The organism is Citrobacter sp. RHBSTW-00599, assembly GCF_013784065.1.
Taxonomy (GTDB): Bacteria; Pseudomonadota; Gammaproteobacteria; order Enterobacterales; family Enterobacteriaceae; genus Citrobacter; species Citrobacter braakii.
Window position 1 is genome coordinate 1738293 of record NZ_CP056717.1, and the last position, 19889, is coordinate 1758181.

Consider the following 19889-nt stretch of genomic DNA (forward strand, 5'->3'; position numbering starts at 1 on the left):
CAGTTGAGATATGCAGGCCGGGCAAGGTGCTCCGGCACAATGGATATTAATTTACGGAGTCTGGTGACTGAACTATGTGGAAAACACTTCATCAATTGGCGATGCCTCCTCGGCTCTATCAGATCTGCGGCTGGTTTATCCCGTGGCTGGCGATTGCCAGCGCGGTGGTACTGATAACCGGATTGATCTGGGGCTTTGGCTTCGCGCCTGCGGATTATCAGCAGGGGCAGAGCTATCGCATTATTTATCTGCACGTTCCGGCAGCAATCTGGTCGATGGGTATTTATGCATCGATGGCCGTTGCCGCGTTTATTGGCCTGGTCTGGCAGATGAAAATGGCCAATCTGGCGCTGGCCGCGATGGCGCCCATTGGTGCCGTGTTTACCTTTATTGCGCTGGTGACGGGCTCTGCATGGGGCAAACCGATGTGGGGCACCTGGTGGGTCTGGGATGCCCGACTCACCTCTGAACTGGTGCTGCTGTTTCTCTACGTTGGCGCCATTGCGCTGTGGCATGCCTTTGACGACCGCCGTCTGGCTGGTCGCGCTGCCGGCATTCTGGTGCTGATTGGCGTGGTCAACTTGCCGATTATTCACTACTCGGTCGAGTGGTGGAATACGCTGCATCAGGGGTCGACCCGTATGCAGCAGAGTATCGATCCGGCAATGCGCGCGCCGCTGCGTCTGGCGATCGTCGGCTACCTGTTACTGTTTGTCACGCTGGCGCTGATGCGCATGCGTAACCTGATTTTGATGATGGAAAAACGCCGCCCGTGGGTGAGCGAACTGATCTTAAAAAGAGGCCGCCAATGACCCCTGCATTTGCATCATGGAGTGATTTTTTCGCGATGGGCGGTTACGCCTTGTATGTCTGGCTGGCTGTGGCGATGAGCATTGTCCCGCTGGTGGCGCTGGTGCTGCATTCTGCGTTACAGCATCGTGCAATCTTACGCGGTGTCGCGCAGCAGCGGGCGAGAGAAGCGCGCATGCGCGCGGCGCAAGTGCAACGGGAGGCGGCGTGAATATTCGACGTAAAAATCGGTTATGGATAGCCTGCGCGGTCCTGGCAGGTCTGGCTTTAACCATTTCGCTGGTGCTCTACGCGCTGCGTTCCAATATCGACCTGTTCTATACGCCGGGAGAAATACTCTACGGTAAGCGCGAAACGCAGCAAATGCCTGAAGTCGGCCAGCGCCTGCGCGTGGGCGGTATGGTTATGCCTGGCAGCGTAAAGCGCGATCCGCAGTCGCTGAAGGTGAATTTCAGCATCTATGACGCCGAAGGTGTGGTGGATGTCACCTATGAAGGCATTCTGCCGGATCTGTTCCGCGAAGGGCAGGGCGTCGTCGTTCAGGGCGAACTGGACGGGGGAAATCATGTGCAGGCCAAAGAAGTGCTTGCTAAACATGATGAAAATTACACCCCGCCGGAAGTCGAAAAAGCGATGCAGGAAAACCACCGTCGCCCGGAAAGTGTTTATAAGGATAAAACGTCATGATGCCTGAAATTGGCAATGCGCTGTTGTGCCTTGCGCTTGGCGTTGCATTACTGCTGTCGGTCTATCCGCTGTGGGGCGTAGCGCGCGGCGACGTGCGGATGATGGCCTCCGCGCGTCCCTTTGCCTGGGTACTGTTTATCTGTGTGATGGGGGCGTTCCTGATTCTGGTCAACGCCTTCGTGGTTAATGACTTTACCGTGACCTACGTCGCCAGCAACTCCAACACCCAGCTTCCGGTCTGGTATCGGGTGGCGGCGACGTGGGGGGCGCATGAAGGCTCGTTGCTGCTGTGGGTGCTGCTGATGAGCGGCTGGACGTTCGCCGTTGCGGCGTTCAGCCAGCGCATGCCGCTGGATATCGTCGCCCGCGTGCTGGCAGTCATGGGAATGGTCAGCGTCGGTTTCCTGCTATTTATTCTGTTTACCTCCAACCCGTTTGCCCGCACGTTGCCGAACTTCCCGATTGAAGGACGTGACCTGAACCCGCTGTTGCAGGATCCGGGGCTGATTTTCCATCCGCCGCTGCTGTACATGGGGTATGTCGGCTTCTCGGTCGCCTTTGCATTTGCGATTGCTGCGCTGATGAGCGGTCGACTGGACAGCACATTCGCCCGTTTTTCGCGTCCGTGGACGCTGGCGGCGTGGGTGTTTCTGACGCTGGGCATTGTGCTCGGTTCGGCCTGGGCCTATTACGAGCTGGGCTGGGGCGGCTGGTGGTTCTGGGATCCGGTTGAAAACGCCTCGTTTATGCCATGGCTGGTGGGAACGGCGCTGATGCACTCGTTGTCGGTAACCGAACAGCGCGCCAGCTTTAAAGCCTGGACGCTGTTGCTGTCAATCTGCGCATTCTCACTTTGTCTGTTAGGTACTTTCCTGGTGCGCTCCGGCGTACTGGTGTCGGTACATGCTTTCGCCTCCGATCCGTCGCGCGGGATGTTTATTCTGGCCTTTATGGTGCTGGTAATTGGCGGCTCCCTGCTGCTGTTTGCAGTGCGCGGTCACAAGGTTCGCTCACGGGTAAACAACGCGCTGTGGTCGCGTGAATCGCTGCTGCTGGGGAATAACGTCCTGCTGATTGCCGCCATGCTGGTGGTGCTACTGGGCACGCTGCTGCCGCTGGTGCACAAACAGCTGGGACTGGGCAGCATTTCGATTGGCGAGCCGTTTTTCAACACCATGTTCACCTGGCTGATGGCGCCGTTCGCACTGTTGTTGGGGATTGGGCCATTAGTGCGCTGGGGCCGTGACCGACCGCGTAAACTGAAAACGTTATTGCTTATCGCGTTTGTCACCACCCTTGTTCTGTCGCTGCTGCTGCCGTGGCTGCTTGAGGATCGCATTGCCGCCATGACAGTGGTGGGGCTGGCGATGGCGTGCTGGATATTCGTACTGGCGATGTCCGAAGCGTTCCTGCGTATTTCCCGTGGGACAAAGCTGACGCCAAGCTACTGGGGCATGGTATCGGGTCACGTTGGGCTGGCGATTACCATTGTTGGTATTGCCTTTAGCCAGAACTACAGCGTTGAACGCGATGTGCGCATGAAAGCGGGTGATAGCGTTAGTATCCATAACTATCAGTTCACTTTCCGCGAAGTGAAAGATATTACCGGGCCAAACTACCGGGGCGGCGTTGCCATTATTGGCGTTACCCGAGACGGTAAGCCGGAAGCCACGCTGCATGCGGAAAAACGCTTCTATAACAGCACCAGTTCGATGATGACCGAAGCGGCAATTGACGGTGGATTCACGCGCGATCTGTACGCTGCGCTGGGTGAAGAACTGGATAATGGCGCATGGGCTGTACGCCTGTACTACAAACCGTTTATTCGCTGGATTTGGGCCGGAGGATTGCTGATGGCGCTGGGCGGGTTGTTCTGCCTGTTTGATCCACGCTATCGCCAGCGGACGCGACCTCGCGCCGCGGTGCAAAAAAATGCGTCGGAGGCTGTATGAAGCGCAACGCACTGTTAATTCCGTTTATTATTTTTCTCATCATTGCGGCGGCGCTGTTGTGGCAGCTCGCGCGTAACGCTCAGGGCGACGATCCCACTAATCTGGAATCGGCGCTGATCGGCAAACCTGTTCCGACATTCCGCCTGGAGTCACTGGAAAATCCGGGTCAGCACTATCAGGCCGATGTGCTGACGCAGGGCAAACCGGTATTGCTGAACGTCTGGGCGACCTGGTGCCCGACCTGTCGCGCCGAGCATCAGTATCTGAATCAGCTGTCTGCGCAAGGCGTGCGGGTAGTGGGTCTGAACTATAAAGATGATCGTCAGAAAGCCATTGTCTGGCTGAAAGAGCTGGGTAATCCTTACTCATTAAGTCTGTTTGACGGCGACGGTATGCTCGGTCTGGATCTTGGCGTGTACGGTGCTCCGGAGACGTTCCTGATCGACGGCAAAGGCATTATTCGCTATCGCCATGCCGGCGATCTGAACGCCCGGGTGTGGGAGAGCGAGATCAAACCGTTATGGGACAAGTACAGTAAGGAGGCTGCGCAATGAGATTTTTACTGGGCCTGCTAATGCTGGTTATCTCGGGATCCGCGCTTGCGACTATCGACGTGATGCAGTTTAAGGACGAAGCGCAGGAGCAGCAGTTCCGCCAGCTTACTGAACAACTGCGTTGTCCTAAATGCCAGAACAACAGCATTGCCGATTCTAACTCGATGATTGCCACCGACCTGCGTCAGAAAGTGTACGAACTGATGCAGGAAGGAAAAAGCCAGAAAGAAATTGTCGATTACATGGTGGCGCGCTACGGCAACTTCGTCACGTACGATCCGCCGTTAACGCCGCTTACCGTGCTGCTGTGGGTGATGCCGGTGGTAGCGATTGGTCTGGGGGGCTGGATTATTTTCGCCCGTACTCGCCGACGCGTCCGTGTGAAACAGGAAGCGTTTCCTGACGATGTTATTCCGAATGGCAAGCGCGGTGGATTCGGGTTGTTTGTGCCTGGTATCGTGGTGGCGCTGGTGGTTGGCGCAGTAAGCTATTACCAAACCGGCAGCTATAAGCAGGTTCAGGTCTGGCAGCAGGCCACTGCTCAGGCTCCGGCGTTGCTGGAGCGGGCATTGGATCCGAAAGCGGAACCGCTCAATGAAGAAGATATGGCGCGTCTGGCGCTGGGGCTGCGCACACGTTTACAAGCCGATCCCGCAAATGTTGAAGGCTGGATCATGCTTGGACGCATTGGCATGGTTCTCGGTAACGCCAGTACGGCCACTGAAGCCTATGCCAATGCCTATCGACTGGATCCTAAAAACAGCGATGCGGCGCTGGGCTATGCGGAAGCGCTGACCCGTTCTTCCGATCCTGATGATAACCGTCGGGGAGGGGAGCTGTTACGCCAACTGGTGCGTGGCGAACATGCCAACGTGCGAGTTCTCAGCATGTACGCTTTCAACGCCTTTGAACAGCAGCGCTTCGGCGAGGCGGTTGCGGCGTGGGAGATGATGCTGAAACTATTACCTGCCAACGATACCCGTCGGGCGGTAATAGAACGGAGTATTAAGCAGGCGATGGAGCAGCTAACGCCGCAGGAGAAATAAGTATCCAGAATAGCCCCGATAGCGCTTCGCATATCGGGGCTATCCGGCCTCTTCATGGATTACTGCATTCCACGCGTTTGTAAAAACAGGATAGTGGCAGCAACGCGAGAGCGCACATTGAGTTTGCGCAGCAGGTTGCGAATATGCACTTTCACGGTCTGTTCGGAAATATTCAGCACTGACGCAATCTGTTTGTTCGACAGCCCCTGAGCCAGTTCATGCAATACATCCAGTTCACGTTCGGTGAGAATGCTGAAGGGATCTTCTTGTGCGCCGAACAGATCGCGTTCGCGCAGATATTCGCTGACGCGTGTGCTAAAAGCTTTACCGCCTTTGGCGCCACTGCGAATGGCCTCCAGCAAGACTTCAGGATCGCTGTCTTTGAGTAAATAACCATCCGCGCCGGCATCAATTAAGGCGTACACATCGCTGGCGGCATCCGAGACGGTAAGAATAATAATTTGCGCGGTGACGCCATCCCGGCGCAGCGCATTCAGGGTGTCCAGTCCGCTCATGCCTTTCATATTGAGATCCAGCAGGATCACATCCAGGTCCAGACGGTTAGCCAGATCGATAGCGCTGGCACCGTCACCTGCTTCCGCGACTACGTTAAATGCGGGATCCAGTTGCAATAATTGACTAATTCCTCGCCGCATTAGTGGGTGGTCGTCGACAATCAGCACCCGAAAAGGCGTTGCTTCAGGCATACTATTCTCCTGAGTTTTTATTAGTATCATTATTGTTTTCAGCGCATCACTCGTCTAGTTTCATCGCGCTGATGAGAGGGTAAATTTTACCCCAATTTGTGCATGGGTAAGTAGTAAAACCTGTGCTAAAGGCCGGGGTAATAATAAGGAACGTGGAATCGCGGGAATAAAAAAACCAACCATGAAGGTTGGTTTTTCTGGGATTTTTGGTCGGCACGAGAGGATTTGAACCTCCGACCCCCGACACCCCATGACGGTGCGCTACCAGGCTGCGCTACGTGCCGACGCTATGGCTGCTAATACTACTGCTTTCCGCTGCGAATGCAAGGGGAAGCATCGCTAAGTGATTTATAATTAATCAGTTAGCAATAAATCGTTTCTCATCCGTCAGAACCTGTAGCAGCAGGCTTAGCTGCGGTTTCTGATCTTTTATTTTTTCGCCGCGTAAATCATAGGTCTGATAATTACCGTTGTTGTTCAGCACCAGCGTCATCTCTGGCGTCGTAACTGCCATCGTGCTGCCGTCGGCGGCGGTAACCCAGTAATGGCGGCGGTTTGCATTGAACAGATCCTGCCCCTGCGAGTATTCGTTAGCAGGCGTGCTGACGTGCAGCAGGCGCTGCATGAGCGTTGTCATCAGGTCTGTATGATCGGTCAGGCTATTGATGCGTTGGGCAGGCGTTCCCGGCCAGTGAATAACCAGCGGAACCTGCAGATGACCGCGCGACCAGGCAAAATTGTTCTCTTCTTGAGTCAGCGGCACGCCCCGACCTGCGGTAATAATCACCACCGTGTTGTTCAGTTTACCGGAGTCGCGCAGGGCACTAAGAACACGGTTAATATTGGCATCCACATCCTGAGCGGCGCTGGCATAGCGTTTGGCAAAGTTCTTCTGGTTGCTGTTATCAAGGTTCGTCCCGTTAAAGGAGACCCACGAGAACCAGCGGTTATCTTCCTGCGCGTAGCGTCCCAGCCAGTTAATCCACTGGCTTGCGGTTTGTTCGTCAGATTGCGTTTGTACGCTTGGCATGGAGAAGTCTGACAGCAGCGCCTGGCGATACAGCGGGCTGGTAAAGCCATCCGAGGAGAATAGCCCTAACTGGTAACCCTGCTGGTTCAGTGCAGTAATCAGCGCCGCAGGCGTACGGGTCGACAAAATGCCGTCCATGTAGCTTGGCGAGACACCATAGAACAGGCCAAAGACCCCGTTATCCGTGGTGTTGCCTGAGCTCATGTGACGCGTAAACGAGATATTCTGCCCGGCGAATTCAGCCAGCGCAGGCATCTGTTTTTCAAAGCGTGAGTAGTTCAGACCGTCGACGGTAATCAGCAGCACGTTCTGACCGGTGCCCATATCGCGATAGCGCAGTTCGCTGAGCGGGTACTGCACGGAAACCGCTTCCGGATTGCCCTGTTCGATCAGGCGTCGCTGATACTCTTGCGCATCCAGCAGGCCATGTTTTTCCAGGAATTTACGTGCCGTCATCGGGTAGGAGAGCGGCAGATTCGCACGCTGCATGGTAATCGGGCGATAAAAATTGGCATCCGCCCAGATATACACCACGTGCGAGGCGATAAAGGAAACGAAGAAGAATGCTGCTAACGGTTTGGCAAAATGGCGACGACGCGTCAGGCTGCGCAGCTTTTGCCAGCTCCAGGTCGCAAACAGCATTTCAATTAACAGAATAACCGGTACGCTGATAAACATCAGCTGCCAGTCACGCGCCGCTTCATTCTGGTCTGGGTTGATGACCAGTTCCCAGACGATCGGATTGAGATGCAGGTGGAAGCGGGTAAAAACTTCGCTGTCGATTAGCAACAGCGTCATGCCAGCCGTCGCCAGAATAGCTGATAAGAATCGCATCAGCCTCTGGGACATGACGATAAACGTCAGGGGAAACAGGATCAGCAGATAGGTGGCGAACACCAGAAAGCTAAAATGCCCGACAACGCTCAGGTAGGAATAAACACGACCTGCAAGGGTTGTCGGCCAGTCGGCGACAAACAGGTAACGGCTACCGAGCACCATGGCCAACAGAATGTTGAACAAGGCAAACCAGTGCCCCCAGCTAACCATCTGGGAGACTTTCTCACGGTAGCGTTGACGATGAGTTACCATAAACTGTTGTTCGTTTCCCCGGAGCAGGCTCTTAATGCGCTTGGTCGTCGTTTACCGAAGACTGCAATGCGCGGGCAAAAGAATTGGCAATCGCCTGGCGCTGGGCCGGTGCGATGCTTGTATTGATAAGGTTAGTCACCATATTTCCCAGTACCATCAGGGAAAGGTCGGTCGGCGCCTTATGTTTTTCCAGTACGTTGAGCATCTCATTCAGCAGTTGTTCAACGTGTTCGTCACTATAGCGGGAAATTTGTGGCATAAATCGAAATCAGTCTGTTCATGAAAGGGCAACATATTACCGTACAGACAGTTTTTTTTCTGCTTTTTTATCTTCTATTGCGTCACTGCCCGGCAGGTGGTTGAATACCGCCCGGTCTAAAAGGAGAGTTTATCATGAGTCTGGATATCAACCAGATTGCCCTGCACCAGCTTATCAAACGTGACGAGCAGAACCTTGAGCTGGTCTTGCGCGATTCATTACTGGAACCGACAGCGACCGTTGTCGATATGATGGCTGAGTTGCATCGGGTGTACAGCGCCAAGAATAAAGCTTATGGCCTGTTTAGCGCAGAGAGTGAACTGGCGCAAACGCTGCGTTTACAGCGTCAGGGCGAAGAGGATTTTCTGGCCTTTAGTCGTGCAGCGACTGGGCGCTTGCGAGACGAACTGGCGAAATATCCTTTTGCTGATGGCGGCATTGTCCTGTTCTGCCATTACCGCTATCTGGCGGTAGAGTATCTGCTGGTCGCCGTGCTGAACAATTTAAGCAGTATGCGCGTCAATGAACATCTGGATATCAACCCGACGCACTATCTGGATATCAATCATGCGGATATCGTGGCGCGTATTGATTTAACCGAGTGGGAAACCAACCCGGAGTCCACGCGCTATCTGACGTTCCTGAAAGGGCGGGTAGGGCGCAAAGTCGCCGATTTCTTTATGGACTTCCTGGGTGCCAGCGAGGGGCTTAACGCCAAAGCGCAAAACCGCGGCCTGTTGCAGGCGGTCGATGACTTTACCGCCGAGGCGCAACTCGATAAAGCAGAACGCCAGAACGTGCGTCAGCAGGTGTACAGCTACTGTAACGAGCAACTGCAGGCCGGTGAAGAGATCGAGTTGGAGTCGCTGTCCAAAGAGCTTTCCGGCGTCAGTGAAGTCAGCTTCAGCGAATTTACCGCTGATAAAGGCTACGAGCTGGAAGAGAGCTTCCCGGCGGATCGCAGCACGCTGCGTCAGTTAACCAAATTTGCCGGAAGCGGCGGCGGGTTAACCATCAACTTCGACGCCATGTTACTGGGTGAGCGTATTTTCTGGGATCCAGCCACAGATACTTTGACCATCAAAGGTACGCCGCCGAACCTGCGAGATCAGCTACAGCGTCGTACTTCGGGCGGGAAATAAAACCGTTTGCCGGATGGGGGCGTTAACGCCCCCATCCGGCCTGTGTGATTCATCTTTACCGCCAACAAAATCCCATAAAAAAACCCCGCCGAGGCGGGGTTTTTCTTCAACTTGTAAGCGATTACGCGCGAACGAAGTCGATGTGTGCCAGCTTCGGCTTGAACGGGTGACGCTGTACTGCCTGAGCTTTAACTTTCACTTCTTTACCGTCAACAACGATGGTCAGAACTTCGCTGTAGAATTCAGCTTTAGCTTGCATGTTCATAACTGCATCGTGATCCAGTTCGATAGCAACCGGGGCTTCTGCGCCACCATAGATGATTGCCGGGAACTTGTTAGCGGCACGCAGGCGGCGGCTCGCACCCTTACCCTGCTCTTTACGTACTTCAGCGTTGATAGTAAACATTTAAATCTCTCTTTAATAATTCCTGCTACAGGCGACCCAGCAACAGGTAAGTGATCTGCTTTGCGTATGCAAAAGCGGGCGAGATTCTATACTTAAACGGCTGGTACATCAATCAAAAGTACGATTAACCGCGTAATTCATGTGCCCGACGATAGCGTCCTTCATAATCGAAGACCTTTTCACGGACCTGCCAGTACTGACCTTTCATACGCGCCACCACGAAATCAGGATGACGTAACAGCGCCTGCTGGGCGAGGATATCGGCGGCGGTTATCCAGCGTAAGGGAATGCCGGGCGTTCGGGTGTGCGGGCGAATAAACAGTTGCTCGAAAGCCGTACGTTGCGCGGGAGTATGCAGGCGAAAGCGTTCGCTAACGTCGGCACCATCTTCATCGTAATAGGTGATTTTTAGCCATTCGCCTTTTTCATCCTGGCCGTTTTGTAACACCATGCCGCTACAGCGCAGGACCAGCGCATCTTTGAGCCTGAGCGCGGCTTTCAGCATGTCATCTGGATCAACCAGCACCGTGTCGCACTCCCGACAACGGCGGGCGGCGATATCATTTTCCGCGTTGCATTGTGGGCAGTTTTTAAAACGAAAACGAAAATCGCACTGTTCGCGATGGCCGTCATCATCTTCAAACCACCCCTGACAGCGGCGGCCAAAGTGTTCAATCAGCGTGCCGTCTGCCGTTGTTTTGCCCCAGAAGGTGTTTGCAAACCCGCAGGTGGGACAGAACACCTGCACCGGAACGTTATCGCTTTTCCCTTTCGGCGCCCCCACTTCCGGCGCGTAAAGATCGTGCGGGTTACCGGCATAATCGAGGATCAGACAGTCGGTTTTACCCGGTGCCAGGCGCAGGCCGCGACCGACAATTTGTTGGTAAAGGCTAACTGACTCCGTCGGGCGCAGAATGGCGATAAGGTCGACGTGCGGGGCATCGAAGCCAGTGGTCAGGACCGACACATTCACCAGATAGCGAAAGCGCTGGGCTTTGAACTCTTCAATCAGCATATCACGCTCTGCGCCAGGCGTGTCTCCGGTGATTAGCGCGGCATCGTCAGCAGGCAGCAGGCCCAGAATTTCTTTGGCGTGCTCCACTGTGGCGGCGAAAATCATCACCCCTTTGCGCGTCTGGGCAAACTCGACAATCTGGCTGATGATATGCGGCGTTATTCGCTGCTGCTTTTTCAGTTCCTGATTCAGATCCGTTTCGCTAAACAGGCCGTTACTCTGCGCCTGCAGGCGGCTGAAGTCATACTGCACTACCGGCATGTCGAGGCGTTCTGGCGGCGTCAGGTAGCCGTGTTTAATCATGTAACGCAACGGTAATTCATAAATGCAGTCACGAAACAGCGCTTTTTCATCGCCGCGCACCATACCGTGATAATGAAAGTGATAAATCCAGCCTTTGCCCAAACGAAAAGGAGTGGCAGTAAGCCCGAGCAGGCGTAAGTGGGGATTTACTTTGGTCAGGTGAGTGAGGATTTGCTGATATTGACTCTCGTCGTCATCACCAATACGGTGACATTCATCGACGATAAGCAGCGAGAATTCTCCCTGAAAGGCGTCAAGATTACGCGCCACCGACTGTACGCTGCCAAATACCACTTTCCCGTGGCTCTCTTTACGCTTCAGTCCTGCGGCAAAAATATCGGCTTCCAGCCCCAACGCGCGATATTTGGCATGGTTTTGCGCGACCAGTTCTTTAACGTGCGCCAGTATCAGCACGCGACCACGCGCCACGCGGGCCAGTTCAGCAATCACCAGGCTTTTTCCTGCACCGGTTGGCAGGACGATAACCGCTGGCGTGCGGTGGTGGCGGAAATGGTTGAGCGTGGCATCCACGGCTTCTTTTTGGTACGGGCGAAGAGTAAAAATCATGGGCTCATTAAGGTAAGCAGCAACAATGTATAGTATGCCATGAATCATTTCCCTTGAGGGATGGTGTAACGCCGCTATACTGGGCGGATAATCGTCCCACTTTTCGGGCGCAATCCCGCTTCTTGTTTTTTACAGGCAAAAATCACACTCATGCGACTTGATAAATTTATCGCTCAGCAACTCGGCGTCAGCCGCGCTATTGCCGGGCGTGAGATCCGTGCTAACCGCGTTACCGTCGACGGTGAAATCGTCAAAAACAGTGCCTTTAAGCTGCTGCCAGAACACGACGTAGAATATGACGGCAATTCCCTGATTCAACAAAATGGCCCGCGCTATTTTATGCTGAATAAACCTCAGGGCTATGTTTGCTCAACGGATGACCCGGATCACCCGACAGTGCTCTATTTCCTTGATGAGCCGGTTGCCTACAAACTGCATGCGGCAGGGCGCCTGGATATCGACACCACCGGACTGGTGCTGATGACCGATGACGGACAGTGGTCGCATCGCATCACTTCGCCACGTCACCATTGTGAGAAAACCTATCTGGTAACGCTGGAGTCGCCGGTGGCAGATGACACCGCCGAACAGTTTGCCCATGGCGTACAACTGCATAATGAGAAAGACCTGACCAAACCGGCCGTGCTGGACGTCATTACGCCAACTCAGGTGCGATTGACCATCAGCGAAGGGCGCTATCATCAGGTTAAACGTATGTTTGCCGCCGTCGGTAACCACGTTGTGGAACTGCACCGTGAACGGATTGGTGACATCAAGCTTGATGAGGATCTGGAGCCGGGTGAATACCGTCCATTGACCGAAGAAGAAATCGCCAGCGTTAACTTAACCCCGCGTTAATTTCAGGAGCTAAATGTGACCACCCGGCAGAACTCGTCAATTGCCATTGTCTTTATCCTTGGCTTGTTAGCCATGCTGATGCCGTTGTCGATTGATATGTATCTTCCGGCACTACCTGTTATCTCTGAACAGTTTGGTGTGCCTGCAGGTAGCGCGCAGATGACCCTCAGTACCTATATTCTTGGGTTCGCGGTGGGGCAGTTACTCTATGGTCCAATGGCTGACAGCATTGGGCGCAAGCCGGTGATTCTGGGCGGGACGCTGGTGTTTGCGGCGGCGGCAGTTGCCTGTGCGCTGGCACAAACTATCGATCAACTGATCGTGATGCGTTTCTTCCATGGTCTGGCTGCGGCTGCGGCGAGCGTGGTTATCAACGCCCTGATGCGCGATATCTATCCGAAGGAAGAGTTTTCGCGCATGATGTCCTTTGTCATGCTGGTCACGACAATTGCACCCTTACTGGCACCCATCGTGGGCGGCTGGGTATTGGTATGGCTGAGCTGGCACTACATCTTTTGGATCCTCGCTGTGGCGGCTATTCTGGCGTCGGTGATGATCTTTACGCTGATCAAAGAGACCTTGCCAGTTGAGCGCCGTCAGCCGTTTCGCTTGCGTACTACTCTCGGCAACTTTGCCTCGCTGTTTCGCCACAAGCGTGTACTGAGCTATATGCTGGCCAGTGGGTTTAGTTTTGCCGGGATGTTCTCGTTCCTGAGCGCCGGACCTTTTGTTTACATTGAGATCAACCACGTTTCACCGCAGCATTTCGGCTATTACTTCGCGCTGAACATTGTTTTCCTGTTCGTGATGACCATCATCAACAGCCGCTTTGTTCGTCGGGTTGGGGCATTGAATATGTTCCGTACTGGCCTGTGGATCCAATTCGTGATGGCGGGCTGGATGGTCTTTAGCGCGCTGTTCGGGGTTGGTTTCTGGGCGCTGGTGGTGGGCGTTGCGGCGTTTGTTGGCTGCGTGTCGATGGTGTCTTCCAACGCCATGGCAGTCATTCTGGATGAATTTCCGCATATGGCGGGAACGGCGTCATCGCTGGCAGGGACGTTCCGTTTTGGCATTGGCGCCATCGTTGGGGCGCTGCTGTCACTGGCGACCTTTAACTCGGCCTGGCCGATGATCTGGTCGATAGCGTTTTGCGCTACCTGCTCAATTCTCTTCTATCTCTACGCCAGTCGCGCCAAAAAACGGTGATCTATTACACAACCTGGGGGCGATATGGCCTCCAGAGTTGATGTACATCAACCGCAAATCTATCAATTTCCCCGCTTATGTTTATTTTATGTAAAATCAATTTATGTAAAAAGTCACATCATTGTAGTTAAAAAGGTTGAGTTAGATCGCAGAAACGAGTACATATAGCGCGGAAATATGCCAGAACCGTTGAATAAATTTAAATATTTGGTTCGGAAAGTGGCATAAAGTCAGGGTGTAAACGTTTACGAACTGTTTAAAGACGTATTGTCAATGATGTGTTAATATTGATGTAAAATAATTGTGAAGTGATTGTACTTCCAGGGAAAGAAAGTGATGACATTACAACTCTCAATCGTTCATCGTCTGCCACAGTGCTATCGTTGGTCGGTGGGTTTCGCAGGTTCAAAGGTTGAACCGATTCCGCAAAACGGTCAGAGCAATGAGAACAGCCTGGTGGCGCTCAAATTGCTTAGCCCTGATGGTGACAGCGCGTGGTCAGTCATGCATAAACTCAGCCAGGCCCTCAGCGACATTGAGGTACCTTGTTCCGTGTTGGAATGCGAAGGAGAGCCGTGCCTGTTTGTTAATCGCCAGGATGAATTTGCCGCGACCTGCAGACTGAAAAATTTCGGCGTGGCCATCGCAGAGCCGTTTTCAAATAACAATCCGTTTTGAGCGTCAGCTTAGCGCGAGCAGCTGACGCGTATATGCCTGCTGTGGCGCGTTAAATACGTGCTCGCATTGTCCTTGCTCCACGACCTCTCCCTGCCTTAGCACAATAACCTGATGGCATAACGCGCGTACTACGTGCAAATCATGGCTGATAAAGATATAAGTCAGGCGATGCTTTTCCTGTAAAGACTTTAATAACGTCAGGATTTGCGCCTGTACGGTTCTGTCGAGCGACGATGTTGGTTCATCCAGAATGATCAGGGAAGGCTTGAGAATCAAGGCTCTGGCAATGGCTATGCGTTGACGTTGACCGCCGGAAAACTCCGCCGGGTAACGATGCCGCGTTTCGCTATCCAGTCCCACTTCCGCCATTACCGCTTTCACCTGCGCTTCGCGCTGTTCGGCTGACAGGGTTGGCTGATGAACGCGCAGTCCCTCCTCAATAATCTGTAGCACGCTCAGGCGCGGGTTCAGCGAGGAGTTGGGATCCTGAAAAACAACCTGAATGCGGTGACGTACCGGTAACAGCTGGCGGCGATTTAAGGTATGCAGCGCCAGGCCATCGAACACAATGCTTCCCTGCGAGGTGATTAACCTCAGTAGCGCCAGCCCGGTAGTGCTTTTCCCCGATCCTGACTCCCCGACCAGCCCCAGCGTTTCACCGGGCCGGAGGGAAAAACTGACGTTGTTAACCACAACGTTATGGTCCACCACGCGCTTCAGGATACCTTTACGGATGGGGAAGGCAACGCAGAGTTTTTCCACTTCCAGCAATGGCGCTTGCCCGGCAGGTACAGGCACCGGATCGCCGGAAGGTTCGCTGTTTAACAATTTCTGCGTGTAGGGATGCGTTGGCGCAGTGAGCAGCTGCGCTGCTCGATTTTGCTCAACGCACTGGCCGTTTTGCATCACCGCAACAGTATCGGCCAGTTTTTTCACAATGCTGAGGTTGTGGGTGATAAACAGTAATCCCATGTTCAGCTCGCGCTGTAACTCCCGCAGCAGCTGCAGGATTTGCGCCTGTACGGAGACATCCAGCGCGGTGGTCGGTTCATCGGCAATAAGCAGCTCCGGTCGCGTAAGCAGCGCCATGGCGATCATCACGCGCTGGCGTTCACCGCCGGATAGCTGGTGCGGATAGTCTGCGAGACGTTTGGCCGCCTGACGGATGCCGACCCGATCCAGGCAGGTCAGTATTTCTGCCCGCGCAGCCTCCCGACGCATTCCCCGATGCAGCGACAGCACTTCATACAGCTGTGTTTCAAGGTTGTGAAGCGGGTTTAGCGACACCATTGGTTCCTGGAAAATCATGGCGATTTTATTCCCACGAACGCCGCGAAGCGTCTGTTCGTCGGCATGAAGCAATGATTCGCCATGAAAACGGATGTCGCCGGAAAGGTAGACTGCGGGTGGGGTCGGTAATAACCGTAGAATAGAAAGCGCGGTCACGCTTTTACCTGAACCGGACTCGCCCACCAGCGCCAGAGTTTGCCCGGCATCAACCCTCAGTGAGAGGGTATTGACCACGGTGCGCACGGTCTCCTGTTGGCGAAAACCTACCGATAAATTTTCAATAGCTAACAGCGGTTGTGTCATCTTAAATCGCCTTGTTGGGATCGAACGCGTCGCGTACCGCTTCACCAATAAATATCAGTAGCGATAATAGCAGGGCAACGGAGATGAACGCGGTGATGCCAAGCCACGGTGCCTGCAGGTTGTTTTTACCCTGTAACAGGAGTTCTCCCAGCGATGGCGATCCAAGCGGTAAGCCGAAGCCAAGAAAATCCAGCGAGGTCAGAGTGGTGATCGAGGCGCATAATATAAACGGTAAAAAGGTCAGGGCGGCGACCATCGCATTGGGCAGCATATGGCGCAGAATAATACTGCGATCGCTCACGCCGAGCGCCTGAGCGGCACGAATGTAATCAAAGTTTCGGGTACGTAAAAATTCCGCGCGTACCACGCCAACCAGGCTCATCCAGCCAAACAGCACGGTAATGCCCAGTAGCCACCAGAAGTTTGGCTGGACCACGCTCGACAGCAGTATGATCAAAAACAGCGTTGGCATACCTGACCAAACCTCAATGAATCGTTGCCCCCACAGATCCACCTTACCGCCATAATAGCCCTGGATTGCGCCAGCCATGATCCCCATCACGCTGGAGCACAGGGTTAGCATTAATCCGAACAGGACAGAAATACGTGTGCCGTAGAGGATCCGTGCCAGCACATCACCACCGTTGGCGTCCGTTCCCAGCCAGTTTTGTGCAGAAGGCGGGGAAGGGAAGGGCTTATCGGTGGCAAAGTTAATGCTGGTGGCTCCAAAGCGTATCGGCGCCCACAGGATCCAGCCCCGGTTTTCCAGGCGCTGCTGTAACCACGGATCCTGATAATCAGCCTGGGTTGCCAATGGTCCGCCGAAGTCGCTTTCACTGTAGTTTTTGAACAGGGGGAAATACCAGCTATTGTCGTAGCGCACCAGTAGCGGCTTATCATTGGCAATCAGTTCTGAACACAGGCTAAGGCCGAAGAGCAGTAGAAAAATCCACAGCGACCAATAGCCGCGACGGTTATGGCGAAAACGCGCCCAGCGGGCCTGATTGACGGGGCTTAATCGCGACATTAGCGTCCCTCAAAATCAATACGGGGATCGACCAGCGTGTAGCTGATGTCGCTGAGGATATTCAGCAGCAGACCGATCAGGGTGAAGATATAGAGCGTGCCAAACATTACCGGGTAGTCACGTGATACGGTGGATTCATAACCCAGTAGTCCCAGACCGTTAAGTGAAAACATCACTTCAATCAGCAGCGAACCGGTAAAAAACATGCTGATAAACGTTGCCGGGAAGCCAGCGATTACCAGCAACATGGCATTGCGAAACACATGTTTCCACAGAATGTTTTTCTCGCTGACCCCTTTGGCGCGCGCGGTGACGACATACTGTTTGCGTACCTCATCCAGAAATGAGTTTTTGGTCAGCATGGTTAGCGCGGCAAAACCCCCAACCACCGTCGCCAGCACTGGCAGGGTAATATGCCAAAGGTAGTCGGTCACTTTCTGATACCAGGGCAGGGAATCAAAATTGGCGGAAACCAGTCCGCGAAGTGGGAACAGGTCGTAATAGCTGCCCCCGGCAAAAAAGACGATCAGTAAAATCGCAAACAAAAAGGCCGGTATGGCATAGCCAATAATAATGAATGCGCTGCTCCAGACATCAAATCGGCTGCCGTTGTGAACGGCTTTGCGGATCCCAAGCGGTATCGACACCAGATAGATAATGAGCGTACTCCATAGCCCCAGCGTGACGGAAACAGGCAGGCTATCTTTGATAAGCGTCAGCACTGAGGCGCTACGAAACAGACTGTCGCCGAAATCGAAACGAATATAGTCCCAGAGCATTTTGAAATAACGCTCATGAATGGGCTTATCGAACCCGTAACGGCGAGTGATTTCGGCGATCACTTCCGGGTCAAGACCACGGCCGCCTCGGTAATTACTGTCGCTGATATTGCCGACGCCGGTTTGCGCGTGGCTGGCGCGAATGCCTTCACTACCCGCGCCGGGTAATGCCCCGCTTTGTCCGAACTCAATAGCGGCGACGGCCTGCTCAACCGGACCACCGGGGGCAATCTGCACGATAAAAAAGTTGATGGTGATGATGGCCCAAAGCGTTGGGATCACCAGTAGCAGACGTCGAATCAGATAAGCGCCCATTTAGTCTCCCTGCCGTCTGGCTGCTGGCAGTTTCGCCGCTTTGTTAACGTCGTACCACCAGTTGTCGAGACCAATGGTATAAATGGGGCGAATAGCTGGATGCGAAAACTTATCCCACCAGGCGATGCGATCCTCTGCCATAAACCACATCGGCAACATGTAGTAGTTCCAGGTTAATACCCTGTCCAGTGCCCGACCGAGTGGGATTAGTTTGGCTTTATCACCCTGCGCCGCGATGATTTGGTTGATCAGTTTATCAATCACCGGGCTTTGCACGCCCGGGGCGTTATAGCTGGAGTCAATATATTCAGAGGCCCAGAGAATTTGCAGGTCCGAACTTGGCCACGGCATTGCGCGATACAATCTCGGCATCATGTCATAGTCACGACTGCGCAGCCGGTTTGTGATTTGTGAGTTATCAACCTGGCGGATGTTCATTGTAATGCCTAAGCGCTGCAGGTTGTGCTGGAACGGCAGCACCCACTGGCTGTTACTGCCCGCCGGGAGCAACAGTTCAAAGCTCAGGGGGTTACCGTTGGCGCTGTTTACGCGCTGTTGTCCCTTAAGTACCCATCCGGCCTGCTCCAGTAAGGCATCGGCTTTCAACAGGTTGTCACGATCGTAGCCATCGCCTTTTGATTTCGGCGGCTGATAAATTTGGCTGAAGACCTCAGGAGGGAGATCTTTTTTTAAGGGCGCAAGTATCACCAGTTCATCCGCATCGGGGTAATTTTTAGCGGCATACTCGGTATTCTGAAAATAGCTGTTGGTCCGGCTCCAGGCGTTATAGAACAGAGCTTTATTCATCCATTCAAAATCAAAGGCCAGGGTGATGGCTTCTCGCACCCGTCGGTCGCTGAACACCGGGCGCTGAATATTAAACGCCAGCCAACGCGTATCCTGGGCGGATTCGTTTTTTTGCTCATCTTTGATGATGTAATGATTCGCAAAATTTTTACCGGTATAACGTGTCGCCCAGTTTTTGGCATCGTTTTCAAGACGCAGGTCAAACGCTCCGGCCTTAAACGCTTCAAAGGCGACGTTGTCATCCAGATAGTAGTCGTAGCGGATGGTATCAAAGTTCCAGCGGCCACGGTTGACGGGCAGATTAGCGGCCCAATAATCTTTGACGCGAGAATAGACAATGTACTGACCCATCTTCCATTTCGTGATGCGATAAGGACCGCTGGCGAGCGGAGGCGATGATAAGGGAGCGCTGAGCTTATGATCTTTCCAGTACTTCTCTGGCATCACGGGTAATGAAAACAGGCTGAGCATGTCCTCTTTACCCGGTTTGGCTAATTCAATACGTACAGTTAATGGCGCGATCGCTTTTACCGTTGTTCCCTTGTAGACCAGGCGAAATTGCGGCACGCCTTCAGTCATAAATTTGTGGAAGGTGAATGCGACATCGCTGGCGGTAATGGGGGAGCCATCGTGAAAACGCGCTCGCGGATTGATGGCGATTTCTACCCAGGAATAGTCATCAGCATAGCGTGCGCTGTCGGCGATGAGCGGATAATAGCTGCCAGGTTCATCGTCAGAGGTAGTAAACAGCGTATCGTAAAGCGTTTCGGTACGTGCTCCGGGATTACCGCGCATCGCATAGCGGTTGAAGTTATCGAATGTGCCGATGGCGGAGAGGGTGATTTGCCCGCCTTTGGGGGCCGCAGGGTTGACGTAATCAAAGTGATTAAAGTTAAACGCGTACTTTGGTTCGCCCAGTACGGCAAAAGCATAGCTTTCTTTGATGGACTGCGCCTCGGCGCTAAACCCGATGAGGGCGATAAACAGCAGCAATACGCGAGGGATCATTAAAAGCGATTTCCTTTTCCTGCCACAACCCGACGGGCATCATGCCTGAAA

Annotated in this window: 19 protein-coding genes and 1 tRNA gene; 10 read left to right on the forward strand and 10 right to left on the reverse strand. The window is 53.6% G+C overall.

Annotated elements, in window-relative coordinates; all coding sequences use genetic code 11:
* Nucleotides 1-74: 74 nt before the first annotated feature.
* The 6 genes from HV243_RS08335 to HV243_RS08360 are packed head-to-tail and all read left to right on the forward strand — an operon-like array spanning nt 75 to nt 5049.
* Nucleotides 75-812 carry a heme ABC transporter permease gene (locus tag HV243_RS08335; protein WP_016153769.1) on the forward strand — a complete coding sequence of 246 codons (738 nt, stop codon included), beginning with the start codon at nt 75-77 and terminating at the stop codon, nt 810-812.
* On the forward strand, nt 809-1021 hold the full coding sequence (ccmD, locus tag HV243_RS08340; protein ID WP_016153768.1) for a heme exporter protein CcmD: 213 nt from the start codon (nt 809-811) through the stop codon (nt 1019-1021). The genes HV243_RS08335 and ccmD overlap by 4 nt, the downstream gene beginning before the upstream one ends.
* Nucleotides 1018-1497 (forward strand): cytochrome c maturation protein CcmE, encoded by a 480-nt coding sequence (gene ccmE / locus HV243_RS08345; RefSeq protein WP_016153767.1) that lies wholly within the window; start codon nt 1018-1020, stop codon nt 1495-1497. The genes ccmD and ccmE overlap by 4 nt, the downstream gene beginning before the upstream one ends.
* The gene (locus HV243_RS08350; RefSeq protein WP_016153766.1) at nt 1494-3449 is read left to right on the forward strand and encodes a heme lyase CcmF/NrfE family subunit; all 1956 of its coding nucleotides are present in this window, start codon (nt 1494-1496) and stop codon (nt 3447-3449) included. The genes ccmE and HV243_RS08350 overlap by 4 nt, the downstream gene beginning before the upstream one ends.
* Nucleotides 3446-4003, forward strand: a complete 558-nt coding sequence (dsbE, locus tag HV243_RS08355; protein ID WP_003834613.1) for a thiol:disulfide interchange protein DsbE — start codon at nt 3446-3448, stop codon at nt 4001-4003. Before HV243_RS08350 ends, dsbE begins: the two co-directional genes overlap by 4 nt.
* Nucleotides 4000-5049, forward strand: coding sequence for a cytochrome c-type biogenesis protein CcmH (locus tag HV243_RS08360; protein ID WP_016153765.1), 1050 nt, complete (start codon nt 4000-4002; stop codon nt 5047-5049). The genes dsbE and HV243_RS08360 overlap by 4 nt, the downstream gene beginning before the upstream one ends.
* A 59-nt stretch (nt 5050-5108) precedes the next feature.
* Here HV243_RS08360 and narP read toward each other — a convergent pair whose 3' ends face one another.
* The 4 genes from narP to HV243_RS08380 all read right to left on the reverse strand — a co-directional run bounded on the left by narP (nt 5109) and on the right by HV243_RS08380 (nt 8134).
* Nucleotides 5109-5756 (reverse strand): nitrate/nitrite response regulator protein NarP, encoded by a 648-nt coding sequence (narP, locus tag HV243_RS08365; RefSeq protein ID WP_016153764.1) that lies wholly within the window; start codon nt 5754-5756, stop codon nt 5109-5111.
* A gap of 207 nt (nt 5757-5963) precedes the next feature.
* A tRNA-Pro gene (locus tag HV243_RS08370) sits at nt 5964-6040 on the reverse strand.
* A gap of 74 nt (nt 6041-6114) precedes the next feature.
* Entirely contained in the window at nt 6115-7875 is a 1761-nt protein-coding gene (yejM, locus tag HV243_RS08375) for an LPS biosynthesis-modulating metalloenzyme YejM (protein WP_053389543.1), read from the reverse strand.
* Between the two features lie 31 nt (nt 7876-7906).
* Nucleotides 7907-8134: a YejL family protein gene (locus HV243_RS08380; protein WP_003027506.1), complete on the reverse strand. Its 228-nt coding sequence runs from the start codon at nt 8132-8134 to the stop codon at nt 7907-7909.
* Between the two features lie 134 nt (nt 8135-8268).
* Here HV243_RS08380 and yejK point away from each other — a divergent pair, with 134 nt between their 5' ends.
* A complete protein-coding gene (gene yejK / locus HV243_RS08385; RefSeq protein WP_053389541.1) occupies nt 8269-9276 on the forward strand; it encodes a nucleoid-associated protein YejK in 1008 nt (335 codons plus the stop codon).
* Between the two features lie 121 nt (nt 9277-9397).
* On the opposite strand, the gene rplY is transcribed toward yejK, so the two are convergent.
* Both rplY and HV243_RS08395 read right to left on the reverse strand, forming a co-directional pair.
* On the reverse strand, nt 9398-9682 hold the full coding sequence (rplY, locus tag HV243_RS08390) for a 50S ribosomal protein L25 (protein ID WP_016153758.1): 285 nt from the start codon (nt 9680-9682) through the stop codon (nt 9398-9400).
* Nucleotides 9683-9806: 124 nt separating this feature from the next.
* Nucleotides 9807-11567, reverse strand: a complete 1761-nt coding sequence (locus HV243_RS08395) for a DEAD/DEAH box helicase (protein WP_053389540.1) — start codon at nt 11565-11567, stop codon at nt 9807-9809.
* 150 nt (nt 11568-11717) lie between these two features.
* Here HV243_RS08395 and rsuA point away from each other — a divergent pair, with 150 nt between their 5' ends.
* The 3 genes from rsuA to HV243_RS08410 all read left to right on the forward strand — a co-directional run bounded on the left by rsuA (nt 11718) and on the right by HV243_RS08410 (nt 14309).
* Nucleotides 11718-12425, forward strand: a complete 708-nt coding sequence (rsuA, locus tag HV243_RS08400; protein ID WP_047359190.1) for a 16S rRNA pseudouridine(516) synthase RsuA — start codon at nt 11718-11720, stop codon at nt 12423-12425.
* Nucleotides 12426-12440: 15 nt separating this feature from the next.
* The gene (locus tag HV243_RS08405; RefSeq protein WP_016153755.1) at nt 12441-13631 is read left to right on the forward strand and encodes a Bcr/CflA family multidrug efflux MFS transporter; all 1191 of its coding nucleotides are present in this window, start codon (nt 12441-12443) and stop codon (nt 13629-13631) included.
* A gap of 333 nt (nt 13632-13964) precedes the next feature.
* Nucleotides 13965-14309 carry a YejG family protein gene (locus tag HV243_RS08410; protein WP_029139605.1) on the forward strand — a complete coding sequence of 115 codons (345 nt, stop codon included), beginning with the start codon at nt 13965-13967 and terminating at the stop codon, nt 14307-14309.
* A 3-nt stretch (nt 14310-14312) separates the two neighbouring features.
* Here HV243_RS08410 and yejF read toward each other — a convergent pair whose 3' ends face one another.
* From yejF to HV243_RS08430, 4 genes are read right to left on the reverse strand one after another with little or no spacing between them, the layout of a single operon-like run.
* Nucleotides 14313-15902: a microcin C ABC transporter ATP-binding protein YejF gene (gene yejF, locus HV243_RS08415; protein WP_053389539.1), complete on the reverse strand. Its 1590-nt coding sequence runs from the start codon at nt 15900-15902 to the stop codon at nt 14313-14315.
* Nucleotide 15903: 1 nt separating this feature from the next.
* Nucleotides 15904-16929, reverse strand: a complete 1026-nt coding sequence (locus tag HV243_RS08420) for an ABC transporter permease (protein ID WP_053389538.1) — start codon at nt 16927-16929, stop codon at nt 15904-15906.
* Nucleotides 16929-18023 carry a microcin C ABC transporter permease YejB gene (locus HV243_RS08425; protein WP_016153751.1) on the reverse strand — a complete coding sequence of 365 codons (1095 nt, stop codon included), beginning with the start codon at nt 18021-18023 and terminating at the stop codon, nt 16929-16931. The genes HV243_RS08420 and HV243_RS08425 overlap by 1 nt, the downstream gene beginning before the upstream one ends.
* Nucleotides 18024-19838, reverse strand: coding sequence for an extracellular solute-binding protein (locus tag HV243_RS08430; RefSeq protein ID WP_053389537.1), 1815 nt, complete (start codon nt 19836-19838; stop codon nt 18024-18026).
* Between the last annotated feature and the right edge of the window lie 51 nt (nt 19839-19889).